The organism is Labrys wisconsinensis (assembly GCF_030814995.1).
In the GTDB taxonomy this organism is placed as follows: Bacteria; Pseudomonadota; Alphaproteobacteria; order Rhizobiales; family Labraceae; genus Labrys; species Labrys wisconsinensis.
Window position 1 is genome coordinate 398985 of sequence record NZ_JAUSVX010000001.1, and the last position, 19296, is coordinate 418280.

Sequence of the window (19296 nt, forward strand, 5' to 3'; positions counted from 1 at the left end):
GCCATGACCAGCCCAGATGCCCGGCGCGATTCGCGCGCTTCGCCAGGAGCGCCCGAGCCGGGCGAAGCGCCGGATGCGCGCAGCCTCTCGGGCGTCATCGACCGCGTCACCTACCACAACGAGGAGACCGGCTTTGCCGTGCTCAAGGTCAAGGCCAAGGGCCGCAAGGACCTTGCCACCGTGGTCGGGCGCATCGCCGCCGTCGCGCCCGGCGAGAAGCTGGAGGCGACGGGCCAATGGGTGGTCGACCGCGACCGCGGGCCCCAGTTCAAGGCCGAGACGATCAGCACCGCGGCGCCGGCCTCGGCCAGCGGCATCGAGCGCTATCTCGCCTCCGGCCTGATCCGCGGCATCGGCCAGGAGACGGCCAAGAAGCTGGTCGCCGCCTTCGGCCGGGACACGCTGAAGGTGCTGGATTCGGAGCCCGAGCGGCTCGCCGCCGTGCCCGGCCTCACGCCCGAGCGGGTGCGGCGCATCCGCGAGGGCTGGACGGCGCAGCAGGGCTTTCGCGACGTGCTGCTCTTCCTCACCGAGCACGGGCTCGGCCCGACCCGCGCCGCCAGGGTGCAGAAGACCTTCGGGCCGCAGGCGATCGAGCTGATCCGCGAGGACCCCTATCGCCTCGCCCGCGAGATCAAGGGCTTCGACTTCCAGACCGCCGACCAGTTCGCCCTCAGCCTCGGGCGCGGGCGCGACGATCCGGCGCGGCTGGCGGCCGGGCTCTACGCCGCCCTGCAGGAAGGCGCCATGAACGGCCATTGCGGCGTGCCGCGCATCGCCCTGTTCGAGCGGGCGGCCCGGCTGCTCGGCGTCGACGACGCCGAGCTCGACCAGGCCGCCGGCCGGCTGCTGCAGAGCCGCACCATCATCGCCGACACCATCGGCGGCGAGGCCGCCTTCTTCCTGCCGCCGCTGTGGAAGGCGGAGAATGCCGTCGCCGAGCGGCTGAAGATCCTGGCCGGCGGCCACCCGCCCTGGCGCCAGGACGGCCTCTCCCAGGCGGTGCTGACCGCCGAGGCCCGCACCGGCAAGCGCCTGGCGCCGGCCCAGGCCCTGGCGGTGGAGACGGCGCTCGGCTCCAAATGCCTGGTGATCACCGGCGGGCCCGGCGTCGGCAAGACCACGATCATCGACACCATCCTCAAGGCGCTGGATTCGCGCGAGGTCGAGGTGGCGCTGTGTGCGCCCACCGGCCGCGCCGCCAAGCGCATGGCCGAGAGCACCGGCCGGGAGGCGAAGACCATTCATCGCCTGCTGGAGATCGACCCGGCCACCGGCCAGTTCCGGCGCCAGAGGAGCTATCCCATCGCCGCCGACCTCGTCATCGCCGACGAGGCCAGCATGATCGATGCCGAGCTGATGCAGGCCCTGCTCGACGCCCTGCCCCCGCATGCGGCGCTGATCCTGGTGGGCGACGTCGACCAGCTGCCTTCGGTGGGGCCGGGCCAGGTGCTCGGCGACATCATCGCCTCCGGCGCCGTCTCGGTGGTGCGGCTCACCGAGGTGTTCCGCCAGGCGGGCGAGAGCCGCATCATCGCCGCCGCCCACGCCGTCAACGAGGGCACGGTGCCCGAGGGCGCCAGGAGCCCCGAGGAGGGCGACTTCTTCGTGGTCGAGATGGCCTCGGTCGAGAACGGGGTGCAGAAGATCATCGAGATCGTCACCAGCCGCCTGCCGCGGCGCTTCGGCCTCGACCCCGTGCGGGAGGTGCAGGTGCTGACGCCGATGAACCGTGGCCCGCTCGGCTCCCAGGCCCTGACCCAGGCGCTGCGCGAGGTGCTGAACCCGGCGCGCGAGGGCGCCATCGTGCGCGAGACCGGCGCCTTCGCCCCGCGCGACAAGGTGATGCAGACCGACAACGACTATGAGAAGGAGGTGTTCAACGGCGACATCGGCTATGTCACCGCCACCGACCCGCGCTCCGGCAGCCTGACCGTCGCCTTCGACGGGCGCGAGGTGCACTATGTCGCCGACCAGCTCGACAGCCTGGTGCCGGCCTATGCCACCACCATCCACAAGGCGCAGGGCTCCGAATATCCCGCCGTGGTGGTGGTGCTGGCCAACGCGCATTATCCGATGCTGGCGCGCAATCTGCTCTACACCGCCATCACCCGCGGCAAGCGCCTGGCGGTGCTGGTCACCGAGCGCCGCGCCCTGCGCATGGCGGCCGAGGACGCCATGGGCCGCCGCCGCTGGACCCGGCTGCGCGAGAAGCTGTCGGCATAGAACAAAGACAATTGCCGGCAAAGCAAGCTGACGATCGCCGGCGCGGCCGCGCTGCGACCGCAGCGTCCGTCTTCGGGACCGGCGGTCCGCCAGGGCGCGCAACGCCGCCGACCGCGCGTCTTGAAGCCGCCGCGTTTCGTTGCGTAAACTTGCCACGGCCGGGCTCCTGAGACCCGGCGGCACCGGTGGAGGCAGGCGATGCGGCGGATGACGACAGCTCTCGGTCTGGCGGTGCTCGTCCTTGCAACCCCGGCGGGGCCGGCCCCGGCGCAGACCAAGCCGCCGGCCGCGGCCGCCAAGCCCGCCGACGCCGCCTTCGATCTCGCCAAGACCGCGGCCGACGCGCTCGGGCCCGAGGCGACCGCCGCCGTCCAGCGCGACCTGATCTGGACCGGCGACCTCAACAGCCTGGCCTCCGGCGAGTTCGGCAAGCGCAGCTTCGACGCCATCCGCGCCTTCCAGAAGCGCATCAAGGCCAAGGACACCGGCATCCTGCTCCCCACCGAGCGCGACCAGCTCGCCAAGGCGGCCGAGCGGGCCGCGGCCGCCTACGGCTTCAAGCCGGTGACGGCGCAGGGCATCACGGTCGGCTATCCCGCCAAGCTGGTGACGCAGAAGACGGCGACCGAGCACGGCGTGAAATATTCGACGCCGACCGGCAACATCACGGTCGACATCCTGCGCTACGCCGCCACGGAGGAAGCCTTCGAGCCGCTGTTCACCCGGCTCAAGACCGAGCGGGCGGGGCGCAAGATCACCTATTCGCTGCTGCGGCCAGACTTCTTCGTCATCGCCGGCACGGTCGACGGCAAGAGCTTCTACATGCGCTTCCTCAAGACCGACGAGGACAGCCGCGGCTTCGTGCTCGGCTGGGATCCGACGCTCTCGCCGGGCTTCGACCGCGTCTCCATCGCCATGGCCGGATCCCTGGCGCTCGCCGGCGCCGCGCCGGCTGCCGGGGTCCCCGCCTCCGGAACGCCCGTTGCCGCGGCCGAGCCGCCGGCGCCGGCCAAGCCCGCCGGCCCGCCGGTGCCGCTGCCCGCCGGAGCGCCTTCCGCGCCGAAGAGCGGCATCGGCTTCCTCGTATCGGCGCGGGGCGACGTACTGACCAGCGCCGCGCTGGTCGCCGGCTGCCGCACGGTGACGGCGGGCGGGGCCAGCGCGCCGGTCGTTGCCGGCGACGCCGCCAACGGTCCGGCCCTGGTGCGCCTCGCCGCCCCGCCCAAGGTTGCGCCGCTGCCGCTGCGCCTGGCGGCGCTCGGCGTCGGCGATGCCGTCGAGCTGGTCGGCCCCGCCGGGCGCAGCGCCACCACCGTCGCCGCCCTGGCCGGGCCGGGCGACGATACCCGCCGCCTGACCCTCGCCGCTCCCGGCGCCGGCGGCGTGTTCGACGCCAAGGGTGCGCTCGCCGGGCTGGTCGCCGGCGATGCCGGACCGGTGGCGCTGAAGGCCCTGTTCGTCTCCGCCTTCCTGCGCGCGAACGGCGTGGCGCTGGCCGCCTCCGAGGGCGGCGACCCCGCCGCCGCCGCAGTGCCGCTGACCTGCACGCCGGGGTCGTGACGCAAGGTGCCGCTCAGATCGCCGCGGCCTCGCGCTCGCGCCGCCAGTGGTCGAGACGCTCCTTCAGGAGCTTCTCTCTGACATAGGCGAGCTTCTCCTCCTCCAGCCGCTCCAGCACCGTGAGGGCGAAGGCCGCGGGGCCGTGCCGGTTCCACGCCGCCTGCAGGCCGGCATGGCTGTGGCTGCCATGACGAAGCGTGAACCACAGCCGGTTCTGCACCGTGGCCAGATCCGGCGCCCGGCCGACCCAGCGCTCGCCGGTGATGCGGCAGCCGAGCTCGTAGATGCCGGCCACCGCCTTGCGTTCCTTGTAGGCCGTGATCGCGGCCTTCCTGTCCTCGTGCCTCATGATCGTACCTCGCGCCGCGGACGGATCTCCGGCAGCCGCCAGAATTCACCCGGGTGATATTGAGATTGGGTTATTACCCGGGTATAAAGTGGCACGCAACCCTGCATGCAAGGAGAGACATGACACGCCATCTCGAACCGAGCTGGGACGCCGGCCGCGCCCTTCTCGCCCGCGACATCGACGGACCGGTGGTGATGCTGAACCTGCTGCGCCTGCGCGCGGTGGCCGACTATTCCGCCACGCCGGACCTGGCGCCGGCAACCCCGATCAGCGGCGCCGACGCCTATGACCGCTACATCGCCCGCACCCTGCCCCATCTGCGGGAGAGCGGCGGCGACGTGCTGTTCCTCGGCGAAGGCGGCCCCTGGCTGATCGGCCCGGCCGGCGAGCGCTGGGATCGCGCCATGCTGGTGCGCCAGAGCAGCGTCGAGGCGTTCATGGCCTTCGCGGCCAACCAGGACTATCTGGCCGGCCTCGGCCATCGCACCGCCGCGATCGAGGACTCCCGGCTGCTGCCCCTGGTCGCGCTGCCGGCGCCGGGCTGACCGGGCGCCGCGGGCCGTCGCCCCCCTCAAGGGATGGCGCCTGTAGGGATCCGGTAGACGATCAGCTTGTATTCGATGCCCCCGGTCTTCTTCAGGCAGCTTGTCCTGACCATCGCTCCGCCCAGGCGGTCCGCGATTTTTCGACTCGGATGGTTTTGCTCGACCGCCGAATAGGTGACGGCCTCCACACCGAGCGCCTCGCCCGCCCAGGCCACCAGGGCCCGGACGGCCTCATGTCCATAGCCCAGGCCGTGCCAGGCTTCCTTGATCCAGACGCCGACGACGGGCTCCGGATTGCCGATGCGGTGCAGGCCGAGCATGCCGGCGAACTCGCCGGTCGACCGCGATCGCGCCACCAGGAAGAGGTCGGTTCCCCCGGCCATTTTCGGGATCCAGCCTCGGCTGACCTCGGCGAAGGCTTTGCGTGTGGGCGATGGATCGAAAGCCATGAAACGGGTCAGTGTCGTCGTGGCGCAGGCGAAGGTTTCCGCGGCATCGGCAGGTTCGAACGCCTCGAGGCACAGCCTCTCGGAAAACAGCACCGTCTCCGTCATGTTCATGTCGTGAGATCCCGTGCCGACGGCCGATCCTCGCAGCCTCCCCGATCATAGCTCCCGCCTGCACCGCGGACGTGCCGCCGGACACAATCCCGGCGCACCGTGGCGCGGGGATCTTGATCCCGCACGCCGACGACCCGCACGCCCCGGCGCGAGCGGTCTCGATGGCATCGGCGTGGCCGCCACCAGCCTTGCCGAGGTCGGCATGAGGCCGTCCGCCACCGCAAAGTCACCACAATATGTCCGCAATAGTGCTGGGATTTCGATAACGCGAAGAGGCTCCCTCGAGCAGCCGGTCCTCCCAAAGCGGCGTCAGCGCCCGCCGCCGGGTGGGCCGGTGTTCCGTCGGGTTCCCTCGCTCGCGCCCCGCACGTGCTATCGCCACGCGAGAGAGCCGCCGAAAGCCTGAGATCATCCATGGGGTCGCATCGCGACACAGGGAGCCGGTTCTCCCGGCTCGCGTCGCGCCCCGTCCCGGCGACGAGAGGGAAGCATGCGCAGACTGATCGCCCGCAGCCTCGTTTCCGCGCTTCTCCTGCTCGGCATCCTCCAGCTTTCGAGCCCCGCCCTTGCCGGCATCAAGCTGGCGCTGGTCCTCGGCAACAGCAATTATCAAGCCGCGCCCGCCCTGGGCAACCCCGCCAACGACGCGGCCGATCTGGCCCAGGCCCTGCGCGGGATCGGCTTCGAGGTCATCGAGCAGCGCGATGCGACGCGCGAGCAGATGGCGAGCGCCGTGCGCGCCTTTGCCGAGCGCATCCGCGGCGCCGATGTCGCCCTGTTCTTCTATGCCGGGCATGGCCTGCAGCTGAACGGCGAGAATTACCTCATCCCGGTCGATGCCAAGATCGAGAGCGAGGCCGATGTCCGCTTCGACACCATCAACCTCAGCGACATCCAGCAGGAGATGGAAGGCCCGGGGCGCGCCAACGTCGTCATCCTCGACGCCTGCCGCGACAATCCCTTCGCCGACAAGCTCTCGCATGGCGGCCGCGGCATCGCGACCCGCGGCCTCGGCCGGCTGGAGGCGGCCGGCGTCGGCTCGCTCATCGTGTTCTCGACGCAGCCCGACAATGTCGCGCTCGACGGCGGCGGACGCAATTCGCCCTTCACCGCCGCGCTGCTCCGGCATGTCGGGACGCCGGGCCTGGAAATCCGCCAGATGATCTCGAAGGTGCGCGGCGACGTGCTGCAGGCCACCGGGCAGAAGCAGGTGCCGTGGGACAATTCCTCGCTCGTCGGCGACGTCTATCTCGCGGGGCAGTCGGCCGCGGGAACACCGGCCGTGGCCGGGCCGGTCGCGCCCGCGGACGCCGGGCCGGTGCGCGTCGCGCAGACGCAGCAGCCGGCGGCGACCTCCCCGCCGGCGGCCGCCGCCGCAAGCGGGCCGGCCGCCGAGTGCGAGCGGCTCGCCGCGCCCGCGCCGCCCTTCGCCAGCCCGGCTCAGCTCAACGCGGCCCGGTCGCAGAATGTCGACATGCCTCACGCGCTCTCCGCCTGTGAGGCTGCCGTGAGCGCCGATCCGAAGAATCCGCGCCTGCAATTCCTGCTCGGCCGCGTCAATGATCTGTCGAAGACTTATCTGGAGGCGGCGCGTCACTACACCATCGCCGCCGACGCCGGCTATGCCGACGCGCAGGATGCGCTGGGCGTTCTGGTCGTGCTGGGCAGGGGCGTCGTCAAGAACTACACGCGCGCCTTCGATCTCTTCCACAAGGCCGCGCTCGGCGGCTCGCCTTCCGGCATGGGCAATCTCGGCTCGATGTACTCCAGCGGCTTCTCCGTCAAGGAAGACGACGCGATGGCGCTCGCCTGGTACGAGAAGTCGATCGAGGCCGGCAATTCCTTCGGCCTCGCCCAGGCCGGCGTGATGTATTTCAACGGCAAGGGAACGCCGCGCGACTACGACGCCGCCGCGCAATATTTCCAGCAGGAAGCCGACCTCGGCGACGGCTATTCCCTGAAATTCCTCGCCATCATGTATGAGCGTGGCCTGCTCGGAAAACCCGACCCGGCCAAGGCGGCCGAGCTGCGCCTCCAGGCGGCGCAGGTCGATCCCGAGAGCCAGGATCCCAATGTGCCGCTTCCCAGGAAGGTGGTCCGGCAGACCCCTCGCCCCGCGGGCGGCCAGGTCGTGCGCATCCGGCGCTACCATTTCGTCGGCTGCAGCTGGCTCTGGTGCTGACGGGCCCGGAGGCGAGGCGGGGCTAACGCGAGAGCCTTCTCCTCACCGCTCCGCCGCCTGCCCGGCGTCGCGATAGAACGCCGCGGCATCCGCGGTGAAGCCGGCGCGGGACGCCGGGTCGACATAGAACATGTGGCCGCCGGGGTAGAGCTTGAGCGCCGTGCGGCCGGGCGGCCCGATCGGCGGCAGATGGTCGAGCACATAGCGATTGGCGGCATAGGGCGTCACCAGGTCGCTGCGCCCGTGCGCGACCAGCACGCGCAGCCTGGGGTCGAGCGCCAGCAATTCGCGCAGGTCGCGCTCGGCGCTGGCCTGGCCGGGGCCGCCGCGACCCTCCCAGTCCCATTTGCGCGCCGCCTCGCGGTTGAGCAGGGTGAAGGTCATGTCGGTGCGGAAGCCCAGCGCGTCGCGGGCATAGCCGACGAACAGGCCGCCCAGCGCCTGCATCCGGCCGTCGAGCACCGGATCGGGCCCCTCGTCGGACGCCGATTCCGGGAAGGGGTCGGGCGCCGGCGAGGCGGGGTCGTAGGGGCTGGCGATGCGGCTGTCGCCGAGCTTGGCCGCGGCATCGCCGGCAAAGCCGCGCGCCCGGACGATGGCATCGAGCGGCAGGCCGGTGATCTCGGCAACCCGGGCATAGAAGGCGCGCGCCGCCTCGCCTTCGGGCGGGCGCCCGGCCAGGGTGGTGAGATAGTCGGTGAGGGCGAAGCGCTCCGCCGCCGCCAGGGCCTCGGGCGTGAAGCGATGGCGCCGGTCGAGCTCGGCGGCGGCGAGCGATGGCAGCTGCAGCGCCGCCCCGAGCGGCAGGCGGCTGGCATCCAGCACCAGGGCGCCCTCGAGCAGCGGCGAGACCATGACGATGCCGTCGACCGGGATGCCCTGGTCCTGCTGCAGGGCCCGCGCCACCTTGAGCGCGCGGAAGCCGCCATAGCTCTCGCCCAAGAGGTATTTCGGCGAGTCCGTCCGGCTGTTGCGGGCGACATAGAGGGCGATCACCTTGGCGATCGACTGCGCGTCGGCGCGCACGCTCCAGAAATCGCCGGCCTTGTCGGGCTTGGCGGCGCGGCTCCAGCCCGTCCCGACCGGATCGATCAGCACCAGGTCGGTGAAGGCGAGCCAGGTGTCGGGATTGTCGCCGAGCCGCGCCCCGCCGCCGTCGGGCCCGAAGCTGACGCTCCGCGGCCCGACCAGGCCGAGATGCAGATAGGCGGAAGCGGCGCCCGGCCCGCCGTTGAAGACGAAGGTCACCGGCCGCGTCCCGGCCGCCGCGCCCTTCAGGGTATAGGCGGTGTAGAAGATCGCGGCCGAGCGTTGGCCGGACTGGTCATAGAGCGAGAAGGTCCCGGCGGTGGCGACATAGGCGAGCGCCCTGCCGCCGGCATCGAGGCTGTGCTCGGTGACGGCATCGCCTGGCAGGAGCCCGAGGACGCTGCCGGACGGCGGGCCCGCATCCGGCGCCGGCGCCTCCTGGCGCTGGGCCGGGGCGGGCGAGGCCGCCACCAGCAGCGAAAAGGCGACCACGAGCACCCATCGAACCCAACGCAAGACATCCCCCTCCAGACGACGAGCCCCACCATGATCTAGGGCGCCCGCGCCCGGCGTCCACCCTCATGAGGCCACGAGCCGGCAGCCCGGCCTCATGAGGCGGGCGCGTCGGTCCCGTGGAGCCGTCAACCGCGTCGGGCCGCCTCGATCGCCGCCACGTCGATCTTCCCCATCTCCATCATCGCCTCGAACGCGCGCTTGGCCTCGGCGCCGCCGGCCGCCATTGCCTCCATCAGCACCCGCGGCGTGATCTGCCAGGAGATGCCCCATCTGTCCTTGCACCAGCCGCAGGCGCTTTCCCGGCCGCCATTGCCGACGATGGCGTTCCAGTAACGGTCGGTCTCCTCCTGATCCTCCGTGGCGATCTGGAACGAGAAGGCTTCGTTGTGCTTGAACGCGGGCCCGCCATTGAGGCCGAGGCAGGGCATGCCGGCGACCGTGAATTCGACCATCAGCACGTCGCCCGCCTTGCCCGACGGGTAGTCGCTCGGAGCATGGTAGACGGTGCCCACCGCGCTGTCGGGAAACGTCTCGGCATAGAAGCGGGCCGCAGCCTCGGCCTCCTTGTCGTACCACAGGCAGATCGTGTTCTTGGCCATCGCCATTGCTCGTCCCCTCGTCTTTCGAGTCCAGGCCCGATTTCCCACGCCTCGGGGCGACTCACAACCCGCCCCATCAACGCGCCACGGACATAGAATGCGCTCGCGCCGTCCGACGTTCCGCCGGCAATGCCTGAAAGGTCGCGGAATCACGGCTGCCGCCTTCGAGGCGAAGCGCTGGCTGTCCGGTCCCGCGGCCCGGACGCAGATTGTCGGCTTTCCGCCCATCTTGGTCGTTTCCATTTATGGGTTCACGGCCTAGCCTGCCCTCCCCTCATCGATGCGGCGTCCCCATGCCAGAGCCCGACCCGATCCCCGTCTTCGACGGCCACAACGACATGCTGCTGCGCCTCTACAAGGCCGGCAGCGCCGAGGCCGAGATGCGCTTCCTCGACGGCACGCCGGACGGCCATATCGACCTGCCGCGCGCCCGCCGGGGCGGGCTGGCGGGCGGCCTGTTCGCCGCCTTCCCGCCGCCGCTCGCCGCGCTCGACCTCGACACCGGCATGGCCCGTGCCCGCTACGACCTGCCGAGCCCGCCGACGCTCGACCTCGCGCCGGCCCAGGCCTCGACCCTGGCCATGGCCTCGATCCTGCTGCGGCTGGAGCGGGCCTCGGCCGGGGCGCTGACCGTCTGCCGCGACGTCGCGGCGATCCGGGCGGCGATGGCGCAGGGCTCGCTCGCCGCCGTCTTCCACATCGAGGGCGCCGAAGCGATCGATCCGGACCTCGCCATGCTCGACGTGCTGCATGCCGCCGGCCTGCGCTCGCTCGGCCTGGTCTGGAGCCGGCCGAACGCCTTCGGCCACGGCGTGCCCTTCCGCTTCCCCGGCTCGCCCGACACGGGACCTGGCCTGACCGAGGCCGGCAAGGCGCTGGTGAAGGCGTGCAACCGCCTGCGCATCCTGGTCGACCTCTCGCATCTCAACGAGCAGGGATTCCGCGACGTCGCGGCGCTGAGCGAGGCGCCCCTGGTCGCCACCCATTCCAACGTCCATGCGATCTGCCCGAGCACGCGCAACCTCACCGACTGGCAGCTCGGCGCCATCCGCGACAGCGGCGGCCTCGTCGGCCTCAACTTCGCCGCCGGCTTCCTGCGCCCGGACGGGCGGATGAAGGCCGATACCGGCCTCGACGTCATGCTCCAGCACATCGACGCGCTCCTGGAAGCGCTGGGCGAGGACGGCGTCGGCCTCGGCTCGGATTTCGACGGCGCGCTCGTCCCCGCCGTGATCGGCGACGCCGCCGGCCTGCCCCGCCTGACCGAGGCGATCGCCGCCCGCCACGGTCAGGCGCTGGCGGAAAAGATCGCCTGGCGCAACTGGCTCGGCCTGCTGGAGCGGACGATCGGGTGAGCCGAACGGCGCGCATTTGAAAGATTGCACCGTCCAGGTCACTCGACTTTCGCGTGAGAACCTCGCATTCTTCGAGAATGCTGAGGGGAAAGCATGCATCCGATCATCATGGCCGCCGCGTGCATCGGGCTCGCTGGCTGCGCCGCCGCCAACTACGCGAACGTCAACTATCAGGGAATTCCGTTCCGGGATGTCGCCATGCCGGAGAGCGCCTATCGCGTCATCGAAAAACGCGGGCAGAATCGGATGTTCGTAATGAACCCGACGCCAGGCTCTCTGTTCGGCACCGTCGACACGTCCGGCTCGGGCCAGCTCTATGCCGCGGCCGCAGACCGGTACCTCGCCCTGACCGGGCGCCCTCACTGCCGCGCCGTGCGATCCGACTTCATCCTCCCGGCGGAGTTCGAGATCTTCTTCACCTGCCGTGCCGGGCGCACCTGAGGATCCATTCATTCCTGCCGCTCAGGAGCCCGGTTTGTAAGGAATCGGGTCCTCCGAGCACTGCAGCCGCTTGTAGAAGAGCTCGCGGGCATAGCCTCGCGATACCGCCATGGCGATCTCGCGGATTTCCCGGCGCTGGCGTTCGAGATCGATCTCCAGCACGGCGTTGGCGACGATCAGGGCGCGCACCGCGGCGCGCGGGTCACCGTCGCAATCGGCGATGACGCGGTCGACCTCGATCTCCAGCTCGGCGGGATCGCCGAGGGCGAAGCTGCTGACGGCCGGGTTCATCGCCGGCGCTCCGCTGCCCTGCCGTTCCACCTTCCTCTCTGCCCGCCGCCGTCCGCCATGCCGGTCCTCCGCTCGAATCGGGCAGAGGCTATGCCGGCGAGGCTGGCCGGTCGAGTCATTTGTTTTCGTTTTGTTCTCACCCCCTGGAAGCAACGCACTCGATCGGTCACGACGGACGCAACGGCCAAGCCTGCGTAGGGCCTTTATTGTGCCGATGCCAGAATGTGTATTATAATACACAAATGCTGGAGGTTCGCCAGACGGCCAGCTATTCCGCCTGGATTTCCGGCTTGCGCGATCAACGAGCCGTTGCCCGCATCGAAATCCGGATCCGCCGGCTGTCGCTGGGCAACCCCGGAGATGTGAAATCGGTTGGCGAGGGCGTGAGCGAGCTTCGGGTCGACTACGGCCCCGGATACCGGGTCTACTTCACATCCCGCGGTGGGACCATCGTGATCCTGCTGTGCGGAGGCGACAAACGGACCCAGGCTGCCGATATCGCGGCGGCGAAGAGGATGGCGAAGGATCTGTAATCATGCCCTTGGAAACGACTCTTTGGGATCCCGCGGAGCGCCTGACCTCTCCGGAGGCGGAGCTTGCCTATCTCGAAGCGGCCTTCGAGGACGGCGACCCCGCCCTGATCGCCGCTGCCATCGGGGACGTCGCTCGCGCCCGCGGCATGTCGCGGATCGCGCGGGAGGCCGGCCTCAGCCGCGAAGCGATGTACAAGGCGTTCCGGGCGGAAGGCAATCCGACGCTCGAAACCGTCGCCGGCGTAACCAGGGCGCTCGGCTTCAAGCTGACGATCAGACCGGCCGGCTGAGACCCGCATCTGCGGGTTCTCGCCACGGCGCTCACCCCGGCTCCGGCCCGCCGGCCGGTACCGGCGCGATCCCGAACGCCTCCTGCAGGTGCCGATGCCCCACCGGGGTGACGGCGAGCACCCGCGAATCCCGGGAACGCCGCAGCCAGCCGAGCACCAGGAACCGCTCCAGCATCGCCGCCCCGACCGCGCCGGCGATGTGGGGCCGCCGCATGCTCCAGTCCAGGCACGGGCGGCAGAACACGCGGCGCTGCCGCGTCAGCCCGGCGACGTCGATGCCGAGACCGTCGAGCAGGGCCCGGCCGGCCGGCGTCACCTCGCCGCCGTCCTCGCCCAGCACGATCTGCTCGCGCTCCGCCAGGACGTCGGCGATGCGCACAGCGAGCTCGCCCGCCAGGTGGTCGTAGCACAGCCTGGCGAAGCGCAGGTCCTCGCCGCCGCGCCAATGCGGGTGGTAGCGGGCCGGGCCGGCCTGCGCCACCGCCATGATGCCTTCGAGCATCCGGCCGACCAGCGGCGAGGCCAGCCGGAAATAGCGGTGCCGCCCCTGCCGGGCCAGCGCCAGGATGCCGCCGTCGACCAGCTTGCCGAGATGGGCGCTGGCGGTCTGCGGCGTCACATGGGCGGCATAGGCGAGCTCCGAGGCGGTGAGCGCCCGGCCGTCCATCAGCGCCCCGAGCATGTTGGCGCGGGCGGGATCCCCCACCAGCGCCGCGACCTCGGCGATCTTCGGTCCCGTCTGCATCGCGCCCTTATAGGGCACTCCGGCGGGGCGATGCTACGACGCGCATCGAAGCGAGCGCGCGCCCGCCGCGGCAGTCAGGCCGCCACGGCGAAGCAGGCGACGGCGCGGCCCTGCTTGTCCTCGAGCACCGGCCGCTCCTGGCGGCACACCTCCATCGCCAGCGGGCAGCGCGGGTTGAAGGCGCAGCCGGACGGCGGCGAGAAGGGCGAGGGCAATTCGCCCTGCAGGATGATGCGCTGGCGCACCCGCTCCGGATCGGCCTGCGGCGTCGCCGACATCAGGGCGCGGGTATAGGGGTGCTGCGGCGCCGCGAACAGGGCCTCGCGGCTGCCCATCTCCACGGCGCGGCCGAGATACATCACCATCACGTCGTCGGCGATGTGGCGCACCACCGAGAGATCGTGGCTGATGAAGATGTAGGCGAGGCCGAACTCCTGCTGCAGCTCGCCGAGCAGGTTGAGCACCTGCGCCCGGACCGAGACGTCCAGAGCCGAGACCGGCTCGTCCAGCACCAGGATCTTCGGCCGCAGCATCAGCGCCCGGGCGATGGCGACGCGCTGGCGCTGGCCGCCGGAGAACATGTGGGGATAGCGCTGCGCCTGGTCGGGCCGGAGGCCGACGCGCGCCATCATCGCCAGCGCCGCGTCCTGGCGCTCGGCGGCGCTCAGCCTGGTGTTGACCAGGAGCGGCTCCTCCAGCGCCCGCTGGATGGTCTGGCGCGGGTTGAGCGAGCCGTAGGGATTCTGGAACACGATCTGGATCTCGCGCCGCAGCACCCGGCGCTGGGCCGCGGTGGCGAGCTTGAGGTCGACCCCGCCGATGGTCAGCGAGCCCTCGCTCGGCGGTTCGATCATGGTCAGGAGGCGGGCGAGGGTCGACTTGCCGCAGCCGGATTCGCCGACCACCGCCAGCGTCTTGCCGGGCTGGAGCGAGAAGCTGACCCCGGCCAGGGCGCGCACCGTGCCGGTGGCGCCGAACAGCCCACGCTTCACCTCGTAGAAGCGGGCGAGGTCCCGCGCTTCGAGCAGGGCCGTCATGCCGCCACCTCCAGGTCGGACGGCTTGCCGTCGACGAGCGGGCGGATGCACAGCGCATTGTTCATCGCCGGTCCCGCCCGGCCAGGCGGCGCGGCGCGGCAGGCTTCGACGGCGAAGGCGCAGCGCGGCGAGAACAGGCAGCCGGCCGGCCGGTCGTACTGGCCCGGCACCACGCCGGGGATGGAGGGCAGCACCCGCGAGGTCGCGCGCTCCGGCAGCGCCGCCAGCAGCGCCGCGGTATAGGGATGGCGCGGCTCGCCGAAGAGGTCGCGCGTGGAGGCCATCTCCACCTGCTGGCCGGCATATTGCACGATGACGCGCTGGGCGGTCTCGGCCACCACGCCCATGTCGTGGGTGATGAGCACCAGGGCCATGCCGCGCTCGCGCTGCAGCCGCGCCAGGAGGTCGAGGATCTGCGCCTGGATGGTGACGTCGAGCGCCGTGGTCGGCTCGTCGGCGATCAGCAGCTTGGGGTTGCAGGCGATCGCCATGGCGATCATCGCCCGCTGGCTCATGCCGCCCGACATCTGGTGCGGGAAGGCGGAGAGGCGCCGGGCCGGGTCGGTGATGCCGACCTGCTCGAGCAGCTCGACCGCCCGCGCCCGCCGCTGCGCCCGGCCGAGATCGGTATGGGTGCGCAGCGCCTCGTCGATCTGGAAGCCGACGGTGAAGCAGGGGTTCAGCGAGGTCATCGGCTCCTGGAAGATCATCGCCATGTCGCGGCCGATGATGCCGCGCCGCGCCCGCGACGTCATGGTGCGCAGGTCCCGGCCGTCGAAGGCCAGGACGTCGGCGGTGACCCGGGCGGTCTTGGGCAGAAGCCCCATCACCGCCAGCATCGCCACCGACTTGCCCGAGCCGGACTCGCCGACGATCGAGACGATCTCGCCGGGATCGAGCGACAGGGAGACGCCGTCGACGGCGCGGAAGAAGCCGTGGCGGACCGGAAATTCGACGGTGAGGTTCTGGATTTCGAGCAGGGGCATCGAGTGAACAGGTCCCTTTCGAAGGTCTGAGCCGCTTCCCGTGGCTTCAGCCACGACTTGCTCAGACTGCCAAGTGCAAGCAGGTTCGGGAGAACCGGCTCAGGAGCGCGATCGCGTCGGCATGGGTCAGCCGCGCTTCAGCCGCGGGTCGAGGGCGTCGCGCAGGCCGTCGCCGAACACGTTGATGGCAACCACCGTGAGCAGGATGGCCAGGCCCGGGAACGTCACGATCCAGGGTGCGCTCTCCAGGAACTCACGCGACGAGGCGAGCATGGCCCCCCATTCCGGCGTCGGCGGCTGGGCGCCGAGGCCGAGGAAGCCGAGGGCTGCGGCCTGCAGCAGCGCATCGGAAATGCCGAGCGTCGCCTGCACGATCAGCGGCGCGAGGCAGTTCGGCAGCACCGTGACGAACATCAGCCGGACCGGCCCGACGCCGACCACCTTGGCCGCCGTGACGTAGTCTTTAGAGAGCTCGCTCAAGGCCGACGCGCGCACCAGCCGGACGTAGCGCGGCAGGAACACGATCAACACCGCGACGATGGTGTTGGAAAGGCTCGGCCCGATGATGGAAACGATCACCACTGAGAGGACCAGGTCCGGGACGGACAGGATCAGGTCCATGAAGCGCATCAGCACCGCGTCGACCACGCCGCCGACGAAGGCGGCGATCAGGCCGAGCACGACGCCCGTCAGGATCGACACGATCATCACCGAGACGCCGATGAAGAGGGAGATTCGCGCGCCGTGGATGATCCGCGAGAGCATGTCGCGACCGACATCGTCGGTGCCGAGCGGAAAGTCCCAGGAGCCTCCGTCGCTCCAGGCCGGCGGCTGCCTCACGTGCTCGCGGAACTGCTCGATCGGCGAATGCGGCGCCAGAACGTCGGCGAAGATGGCCACCAGCACCACCAGGCAGACGACGACGAGCCCGACCATGGCGCCGCGATTCTCCCTCAGATTGTGCCAGGTCTCGGCGATCAGCGAAGGGGGCGACGCCGGGCGAGCCGCGGCAATGCTGGTGTCAGCGACCATGGCGAATCCTCGGATTGATGAGCCCGTAGAGCAGATCGATCGTCAGGTTCACGAACACCACCACGACCGATATGAGCAGAACCCCGCCCTGCAGCACGGGATAATCACGTCGCGATAGCGAATCGATCAGCCATTTGCCGACCCCCGGCCAGGAGAACACCGTCTCGGTCTGCACAGCTCCGGCGATCAGCGCGCTCACCTGCAGGCCGATGACGGTGACGACCGGGATCAGCGCATTGCGCAGGGCGTGCAGGCCGACGACGCGGATCGGTGACAGCCCTTTGGCGCGTGCGGTGCGCACATAATCTTCGTTCAGCACCTCCAGCATGGCCGAGCGCGTGATGCGGGTGATCACCGCCAGCGGCAGGGTGCCGAGCACGATAGCCGGCAGGATCAGATGCGCCAGCGCCGACTGGAACGCGCCGTCCTGGCCGGAGAGGTAACTGTCGATCAGCATGAAGCCGGTCACTGGCTCGATATCGAAGAGTTCCAGATTGACCCGCCCCCCCACGGGCGTGAGGTCGAGTTGGTTCGAGACCACCAGGATCAGCACCAGACCCCACCAGAAGATCGGCATGGAGTTGCCGGTCACCGCGGCGGCGGTGACCACGTAGTCGGCCGAGGATCCGCGCTTCAGGCCGGCGATGATGCCGGCAGGGATGCCGAGCACGACCGCGAAGATCATGGCGCAGACAGCGAGCTCGATCGTTGCCGGGAACAGCGTCATGAATTCGCGGAGCACGGGTTCGTGGGTCACCAGCGAGACGCCGAAGTCGCCGTGCAGGACCTGCCAGAGATAGTCCCAGAATTGCTTCAACAGCGGCTGGTCGAGTCCCATCTCGTGGCGCAGCTCGGCCAGCCGCTCCGGCGAGATGCCGCGCTCGCCGCGCCGGACCTCGATCGGGTCGCCGGGAACGAGGCGGATGGCGAAGAAGGTCAGGGCGATCAGCGCCAGGAAGATCGGGAGCGTCAGCAGCACCCGTTTGGCGAAATATTTGAGCATTCTTGTCGCCTCGGCGATCGGATCGATCGCGACTTGCGAAAACGCTGGAGTCGAGTGAACGCCGAAACCGTCACCGCTTCAAGAATTCGATGAGGTCTTGCGGGAAGAGTCGTTCACCGGTGCAACCCCGGGATGACAAACGGCCGCGCAACCCAAGGTGCGCGGCCGCATGTTCGGACCGTGGACTTACTTCAGCGTGACGCCGTAGAACTCGTGCCGGCCGAGCGGGGAGACCTTGTAGCCCTCGACATTGGCGCTGATCGGCTCGTAGACGACGGAGTGCGCGATGGTCATCTGCGGCTCCTCGTCATGGGCGATCTGCTGCATCTCCTCGTAGAGCTTGGTGCGCTCGGCCTTGTCGAAGGTCTGGCGCGCCTTGGTCAGGCGCTCATCGAAGTCCTTGTCGCACCACTTGGACAGGTTCTGGCCGCCCGGGCGCGCCGCGGCGCAGCCGAGCAGGAAGAAGAAGTTGTCGGGATCGCCGTTGTCGCCGGTCCAGCCGAGCTGGCCGGTCATGTGCTCGCCCGCCTGCAGGCGCTTGCGATACTCGCCCCACTCATACGTGACGAGCTTGGCGTTGACGCCGACCTTGGCGAGGTCGGCCTGCATCATCTCGGCGATGCGCTTGGCGGCCGGGTTGTAGGGGCGTTGCACCGGCATGTACCACAGGTCGATGTCGAGCGAGGTGATGCCGGCCTTGGCCAGCAGCGCCTTGGCCGCGGCCGGGTCGTACTTGTAGTCCACGACCTTGTCGTTATAGCCCCAGATCGTCGGCGGGATCAGGTTCTTGGCCGCCTGGCCGGCGCCCTGGTAGACGTCCTTGATGATGGCGTCCTTGTCGATCGCCATGGAGAGCGCCTGGCGTACCTCCTTCTTGTCGAAGGGCGGCTTCTCCACGTTGAAGGCCCAGTAGGCGATGTTGAGGCCGGCCTGGGACAGGAGGTTGATCTTCTTGTCCTCCTTCATCGCCGCGAGGTCGGCCGGGTTGGGATAGCCCATCACCTGGCATTCGCCCTTCCGCAGCTTGGCGAAGCGCGCGGTCGCGTCCGGCGTGATGGCATAGACCAGGCCGTCGAGCTTGGCCTTGCCGCCCCAGTACTCCGGGAAGGCCTTGTAGCGGATCACCGCGTCTTTCTGATAGGACGTGAACTGGAACGGCCCGGTGCCGACCGGCTCCTGGTCGAACTTCTCCGGCGTGCCCGCCTTCAGGAGATAGTCGGCATATTCGGCCGACTCGATGGTGGCGAAGTCCATGGCGAAATTCGCCAGGATCGGGGCGTTGGCCTCGGTCAGCGTCACCTTCACCGTATAGTCGTCGACCTTGTCGATCGACTTCAACAGCTTGGGCATGTCCATGTCGTTGAAGTAATCGAAGGCGCCGCCCGAGACCTTGTGGTAGGGATGATCGTCCTTCCACTGGCGGTTGAAGGAGAACAGCACGTCGTCGGCATCGAAGTCGCGCGTCGGCTTGAAGCCCTTGTAGGCATGGAACTTCACGCCCTTGCGCAGATGGAAGGTGATCTCCAGCCCGTCCTTCGAGATTTCCCATTTTTCGGCCAGGCCGGGAATGACGTTGGTGGTGCCGGGCTCGAACTCGACCAGCTGGTTGAACACCGGGCGCGCCGCATCCAGGGACGTGCCCGTGGTGTTCAGCGCCGGCGTGAAATTCTCAGGGCTGCCTTCGGAGCAGTAGACCAGCGTCTTGGCGCCGGCGGCCGTCGTCCCCAGCAGCACGGCGACCGTCGCCGCCAGAAGGCCGGTTTTCAGGGTCTTCGACATGGGTTCCCCATTCCGTTGTTGCAGCGTGGGCCGCGCGCGAGCGTTGGAACGGATCATCCAAAAGACGCCCCTGCCGCGCGATCTGTGCCTCGCTTGAGGTGCATGGAAGCCTTTTTGCGCGCATGGGGCAAATGATTTCTGGCGGCCTGGCCCAGTCAGCGCATCTTCGAAACAAAACACCCCGCGGTCGCGCCGCGAGGTGCCGAAAATGTCCGGAAACGCCGGAATCGAGGCGTTT

The 19296-nt window shown here is 69.7% G+C and carries 19 protein-coding genes; 8 read left to right on the forward strand and 11 right to left on the reverse strand.

Annotated features, from left to right (window positions below):
* Positions 1-3: 3 nt before the first annotated feature.
* Together recD2 and QO011_RS01775 are read left to right on the forward strand one after the other, a co-directional pair.
* Positions 4-2226, forward strand: coding sequence for an SF1B family DNA helicase RecD2 (recD2, locus tag QO011_RS01770; protein WP_307266844.1), 2223 nt, complete (start codon positions 4-6; stop codon positions 2224-2226).
* A 207-nt stretch (positions 2227-2433) separates the two neighbouring features.
* Positions 2434-3786: a S1 family serine peptidase gene (locus tag QO011_RS01775; RefSeq protein ID WP_307266846.1), complete on the forward strand. Its 1353-nt coding sequence runs from the start codon at positions 2434-2436 to the stop codon at positions 3784-3786.
* A 13-nt stretch (positions 3787-3799) separates the two neighbouring features.
* Here QO011_RS01775 and QO011_RS01780 read toward each other — a convergent pair whose 3' ends face one another.
* Positions 3800-4135 (reverse strand): GIY-YIG nuclease family protein, encoded by a 336-nt coding sequence (locus QO011_RS01780; protein ID WP_307266848.1) that lies wholly within the window; start codon positions 4133-4135, stop codon positions 3800-3802.
* 119 nt (positions 4136-4254) lie between these two features.
* Between QO011_RS01780 and QO011_RS01785 the strand changes: the two genes are divergently transcribed.
* Entirely contained in the window at positions 4255-4680 is a 426-nt protein-coding gene (locus QO011_RS01785; protein WP_307266850.1) for a DUF1330 domain-containing protein, read from the forward strand.
* Positions 4681-4706: 26 nt separating this feature from the next.
* Here QO011_RS01785 and QO011_RS01790 read toward each other — a convergent pair whose 3' ends face one another.
* Positions 4707-5240: a GNAT family N-acetyltransferase gene (locus tag QO011_RS01790; RefSeq protein WP_307266853.1), complete on the reverse strand. Its 534-nt coding sequence runs from the start codon at positions 5238-5240 to the stop codon at positions 4707-4709.
* A gap of 490 nt (positions 5241-5730) precedes the next feature.
* Here QO011_RS01790 and QO011_RS01795 point away from each other — a divergent pair, with 490 nt between their 5' ends.
* Positions 5731-7422 (forward strand): caspase family protein, encoded by a 1692-nt coding sequence (locus tag QO011_RS01795; protein WP_307266856.1) that lies wholly within the window; start codon positions 5731-5733, stop codon positions 7420-7422.
* Positions 7423-7464: 42 nt separating this feature from the next.
* Here QO011_RS01795 and QO011_RS01800 read toward each other — a convergent pair whose 3' ends face one another.
* On the reverse strand, positions 7465-8967 hold the full coding sequence (locus QO011_RS01800) for a S10 family peptidase (RefSeq protein WP_307266858.1): 1503 nt from the start codon (positions 8965-8967) through the stop codon (positions 7465-7467).
* A gap of 125 nt (positions 8968-9092) precedes the next feature.
* Positions 9093-9566 carry a VOC family protein gene (locus QO011_RS01805; RefSeq protein ID WP_307266861.1) on the reverse strand — a complete coding sequence of 158 codons (474 nt, stop codon included), beginning with the start codon at positions 9564-9566 and terminating at the stop codon, positions 9093-9095.
* Between the two features lie 293 nt (positions 9567-9859).
* Between QO011_RS01805 and QO011_RS01810 the strand changes: the two genes are divergently transcribed.
* Positions 9860-10921, forward strand: coding sequence for a dipeptidase (locus tag QO011_RS01810; RefSeq protein ID WP_307266864.1), 1062 nt, complete (start codon positions 9860-9862; stop codon positions 10919-10921).
* A gap of 93 nt (positions 10922-11014) precedes the next feature.
* The gene (locus QO011_RS01815) at positions 11015-11362 is read left to right on the forward strand and encodes a hypothetical protein (RefSeq protein WP_307266866.1); all 348 of its coding nucleotides are present in this window, start codon (positions 11015-11017) and stop codon (positions 11360-11362) included.
* A 21-nt stretch (positions 11363-11383) separates the two neighbouring features.
* On the opposite strand, the gene QO011_RS01820 is transcribed toward QO011_RS01815, so the two are convergent.
* Positions 11384-11653: a hypothetical protein gene (locus tag QO011_RS01820; protein WP_307266869.1), complete on the reverse strand. Its 270-nt coding sequence runs from the start codon at positions 11651-11653 to the stop codon at positions 11384-11386.
* A 242-nt stretch (positions 11654-11895) separates the two neighbouring features.
* Between QO011_RS01820 and QO011_RS01825 the strand changes: the two genes are divergently transcribed.
* Both QO011_RS01825 and QO011_RS01830 read left to right on the forward strand, forming a co-directional pair.
* Positions 11896-12186: a type II toxin-antitoxin system RelE/ParE family toxin gene (locus QO011_RS01825; RefSeq protein ID WP_307266872.1), complete on the forward strand. Its 291-nt coding sequence runs from the start codon at positions 11896-11898 to the stop codon at positions 12184-12186.
* 2 nt (positions 12187-12188) lie between these two features.
* Positions 12189-12476 (forward strand): addiction module antidote protein, encoded by a 288-nt coding sequence (locus tag QO011_RS01830; protein WP_307266874.1) that lies wholly within the window; start codon positions 12189-12191, stop codon positions 12474-12476.
* A 31-nt stretch (positions 12477-12507) separates the two neighbouring features.
* Here QO011_RS01830 and QO011_RS01835 read toward each other — a convergent pair whose 3' ends face one another.
* From QO011_RS01835 to QO011_RS01860, 6 genes are all read right to left on the reverse strand, one after another.
* Entirely contained in the window at positions 12508-13221 is a 714-nt protein-coding gene (locus QO011_RS01835; protein WP_307266876.1) for an ArsR/SmtB family transcription factor, read from the reverse strand.
* A gap of 74 nt (positions 13222-13295) precedes the next feature.
* Positions 13296-14258: a dipeptide ABC transporter ATP-binding protein gene (locus QO011_RS01840; protein ID WP_307266878.1), complete on the reverse strand. Its 963-nt coding sequence runs from the start codon at positions 14256-14258 to the stop codon at positions 13296-13298.
* Positions 14255-15244 carry an ABC transporter ATP-binding protein gene (locus QO011_RS01845; protein WP_307266882.1) on the reverse strand — a complete coding sequence of 330 codons (990 nt, stop codon included), beginning with the start codon at positions 15242-15244 and terminating at the stop codon, positions 14255-14257. Before QO011_RS01845 ends, QO011_RS01840 begins: the two co-directional genes overlap by 4 nt.
* Before the next feature lie 126 nt (positions 15245-15370).
* Complete coding sequence (locus QO011_RS01850) at positions 15371-16276, reverse strand: ABC transporter permease subunit (RefSeq protein WP_307266884.1); 906 nt, start codon at positions 16274-16276, stop codon at positions 15371-15373.
* Entirely contained in the window at positions 16266-17279 is a 1014-nt protein-coding gene (locus tag QO011_RS01855) for an ABC transporter permease subunit (RefSeq protein ID WP_307266886.1), read from the reverse strand. Before QO011_RS01855 ends, QO011_RS01850 begins: the two co-directional genes overlap by 11 nt.
* Before the next feature lie 186 nt (positions 17280-17465).
* Positions 17466-19058, reverse strand: a complete 1593-nt coding sequence (locus QO011_RS01860; RefSeq protein WP_307266888.1) for an ABC transporter substrate-binding protein — start codon at positions 19056-19058, stop codon at positions 17466-17468.
* Positions 19059-19296: the final 238 nt, after the last annotated feature.

Excerpts from the sequence above, each read along its gene's own strand:
- QO011_RS01840 (WP_307266878.1), bottom strand. The coding sequence starts at position 14,258 with ATGACGGCCCTGCTCGAAGCGCGGGACCTCGCCCGCTTCTACGAGGTG.
- QO011_RS01775 (WP_307266846.1), top strand. The coding sequence starts at position 2,434 with ATGACGACAGCTCTCGGTCTGGCGGTGCTCGTCCTTGCAACCCCGGCG.
- QO011_RS01825 (WP_307266872.1), top strand. The coding sequence starts at position 11,896 with ATGCTGGAGGTTCGCCAGACGGCCAGCTATTCCGCCTGGATTTCCGGC.
- QO011_RS01850 (WP_307266884.1), bottom strand. The coding sequence starts at position 16,276 with ATGGTCGCTGACACCAGCATTGCCGCGGCTCGCCCGGCGTCGCCCCCT.
- QO011_RS01790 (WP_307266853.1), bottom strand. The coding sequence starts at position 5,240 with ATGAACATGACGGAGACGGTGCTGTTTTCCGAGAGGCTGTGCCTCGAG.
- QO011_RS01820 (WP_307266869.1), bottom strand. The coding sequence starts at position 11,653 with ATGAACCCGGCCGTCAGCAGCTTCGCCCTCGGCGATCCCGCCGAGCTG.
- QO011_RS01805 (WP_307266861.1), bottom strand. The coding sequence starts at position 9,566 with ATGGCCAAGAACACGATCTGCCTGTGGTACGACAAGGAGGCCGAGGCT.
- QO011_RS01860 (WP_307266888.1), bottom strand. The coding sequence starts at position 19,058 with ATGTCGAAGACCCTGAAAACCGGCCTTCTGGCGGCGACGGTCGCCGTG.
- recD2 (WP_307266844.1), top strand. The coding sequence starts at position 4 with ATGACCAGCCCAGATGCCCGGCGCGATTCGCGCGCTTCGCCAGGAGCG.
- QO011_RS01855 (WP_307266886.1), bottom strand. The coding sequence starts at position 17,279 with ATGCTCAAATATTTCGCCAAACGGGTGCTGCTGACGCTCCCGATCTTC.
- QO011_RS01780 (WP_307266848.1), bottom strand. The coding sequence starts at position 4,135 with ATGAGGCACGAGGACAGGAAGGCCGCGATCACGGCCTACAAGGAACGC.
- QO011_RS01830 (WP_307266874.1), top strand. The coding sequence starts at position 12,189 with ATGCCCTTGGAAACGACTCTTTGGGATCCCGCGGAGCGCCTGACCTCT.
- QO011_RS01810 (WP_307266864.1), top strand. The coding sequence starts at position 9,860 with ATGCCAGAGCCCGACCCGATCCCCGTCTTCGACGGCCACAACGACATG.
- QO011_RS01785 (WP_307266850.1), top strand. The coding sequence starts at position 4,255 with ATGACACGCCATCTCGAACCGAGCTGGGACGCCGGCCGCGCCCTTCTC.
- QO011_RS01795 (WP_307266856.1), top strand. The coding sequence starts at position 5,731 with ATGCGCAGACTGATCGCCCGCAGCCTCGTTTCCGCGCTTCTCCTGCTC.
- QO011_RS01835 (WP_307266876.1), bottom strand. The coding sequence starts at position 13,221 with ATGCAGACGGGACCGAAGATCGCCGAGGTCGCGGCGCTGGTGGGGGAT.
- QO011_RS01815 (WP_307266866.1), top strand. The coding sequence starts at position 11,015 with ATGCATCCGATCATCATGGCCGCCGCGTGCATCGGGCTCGCTGGCTGC.
- QO011_RS01845 (WP_307266882.1), bottom strand. The coding sequence starts at position 15,244 with ATGCCCCTGCTCGAAATCCAGAACCTCACCGTCGAATTTCCGGTCCGC.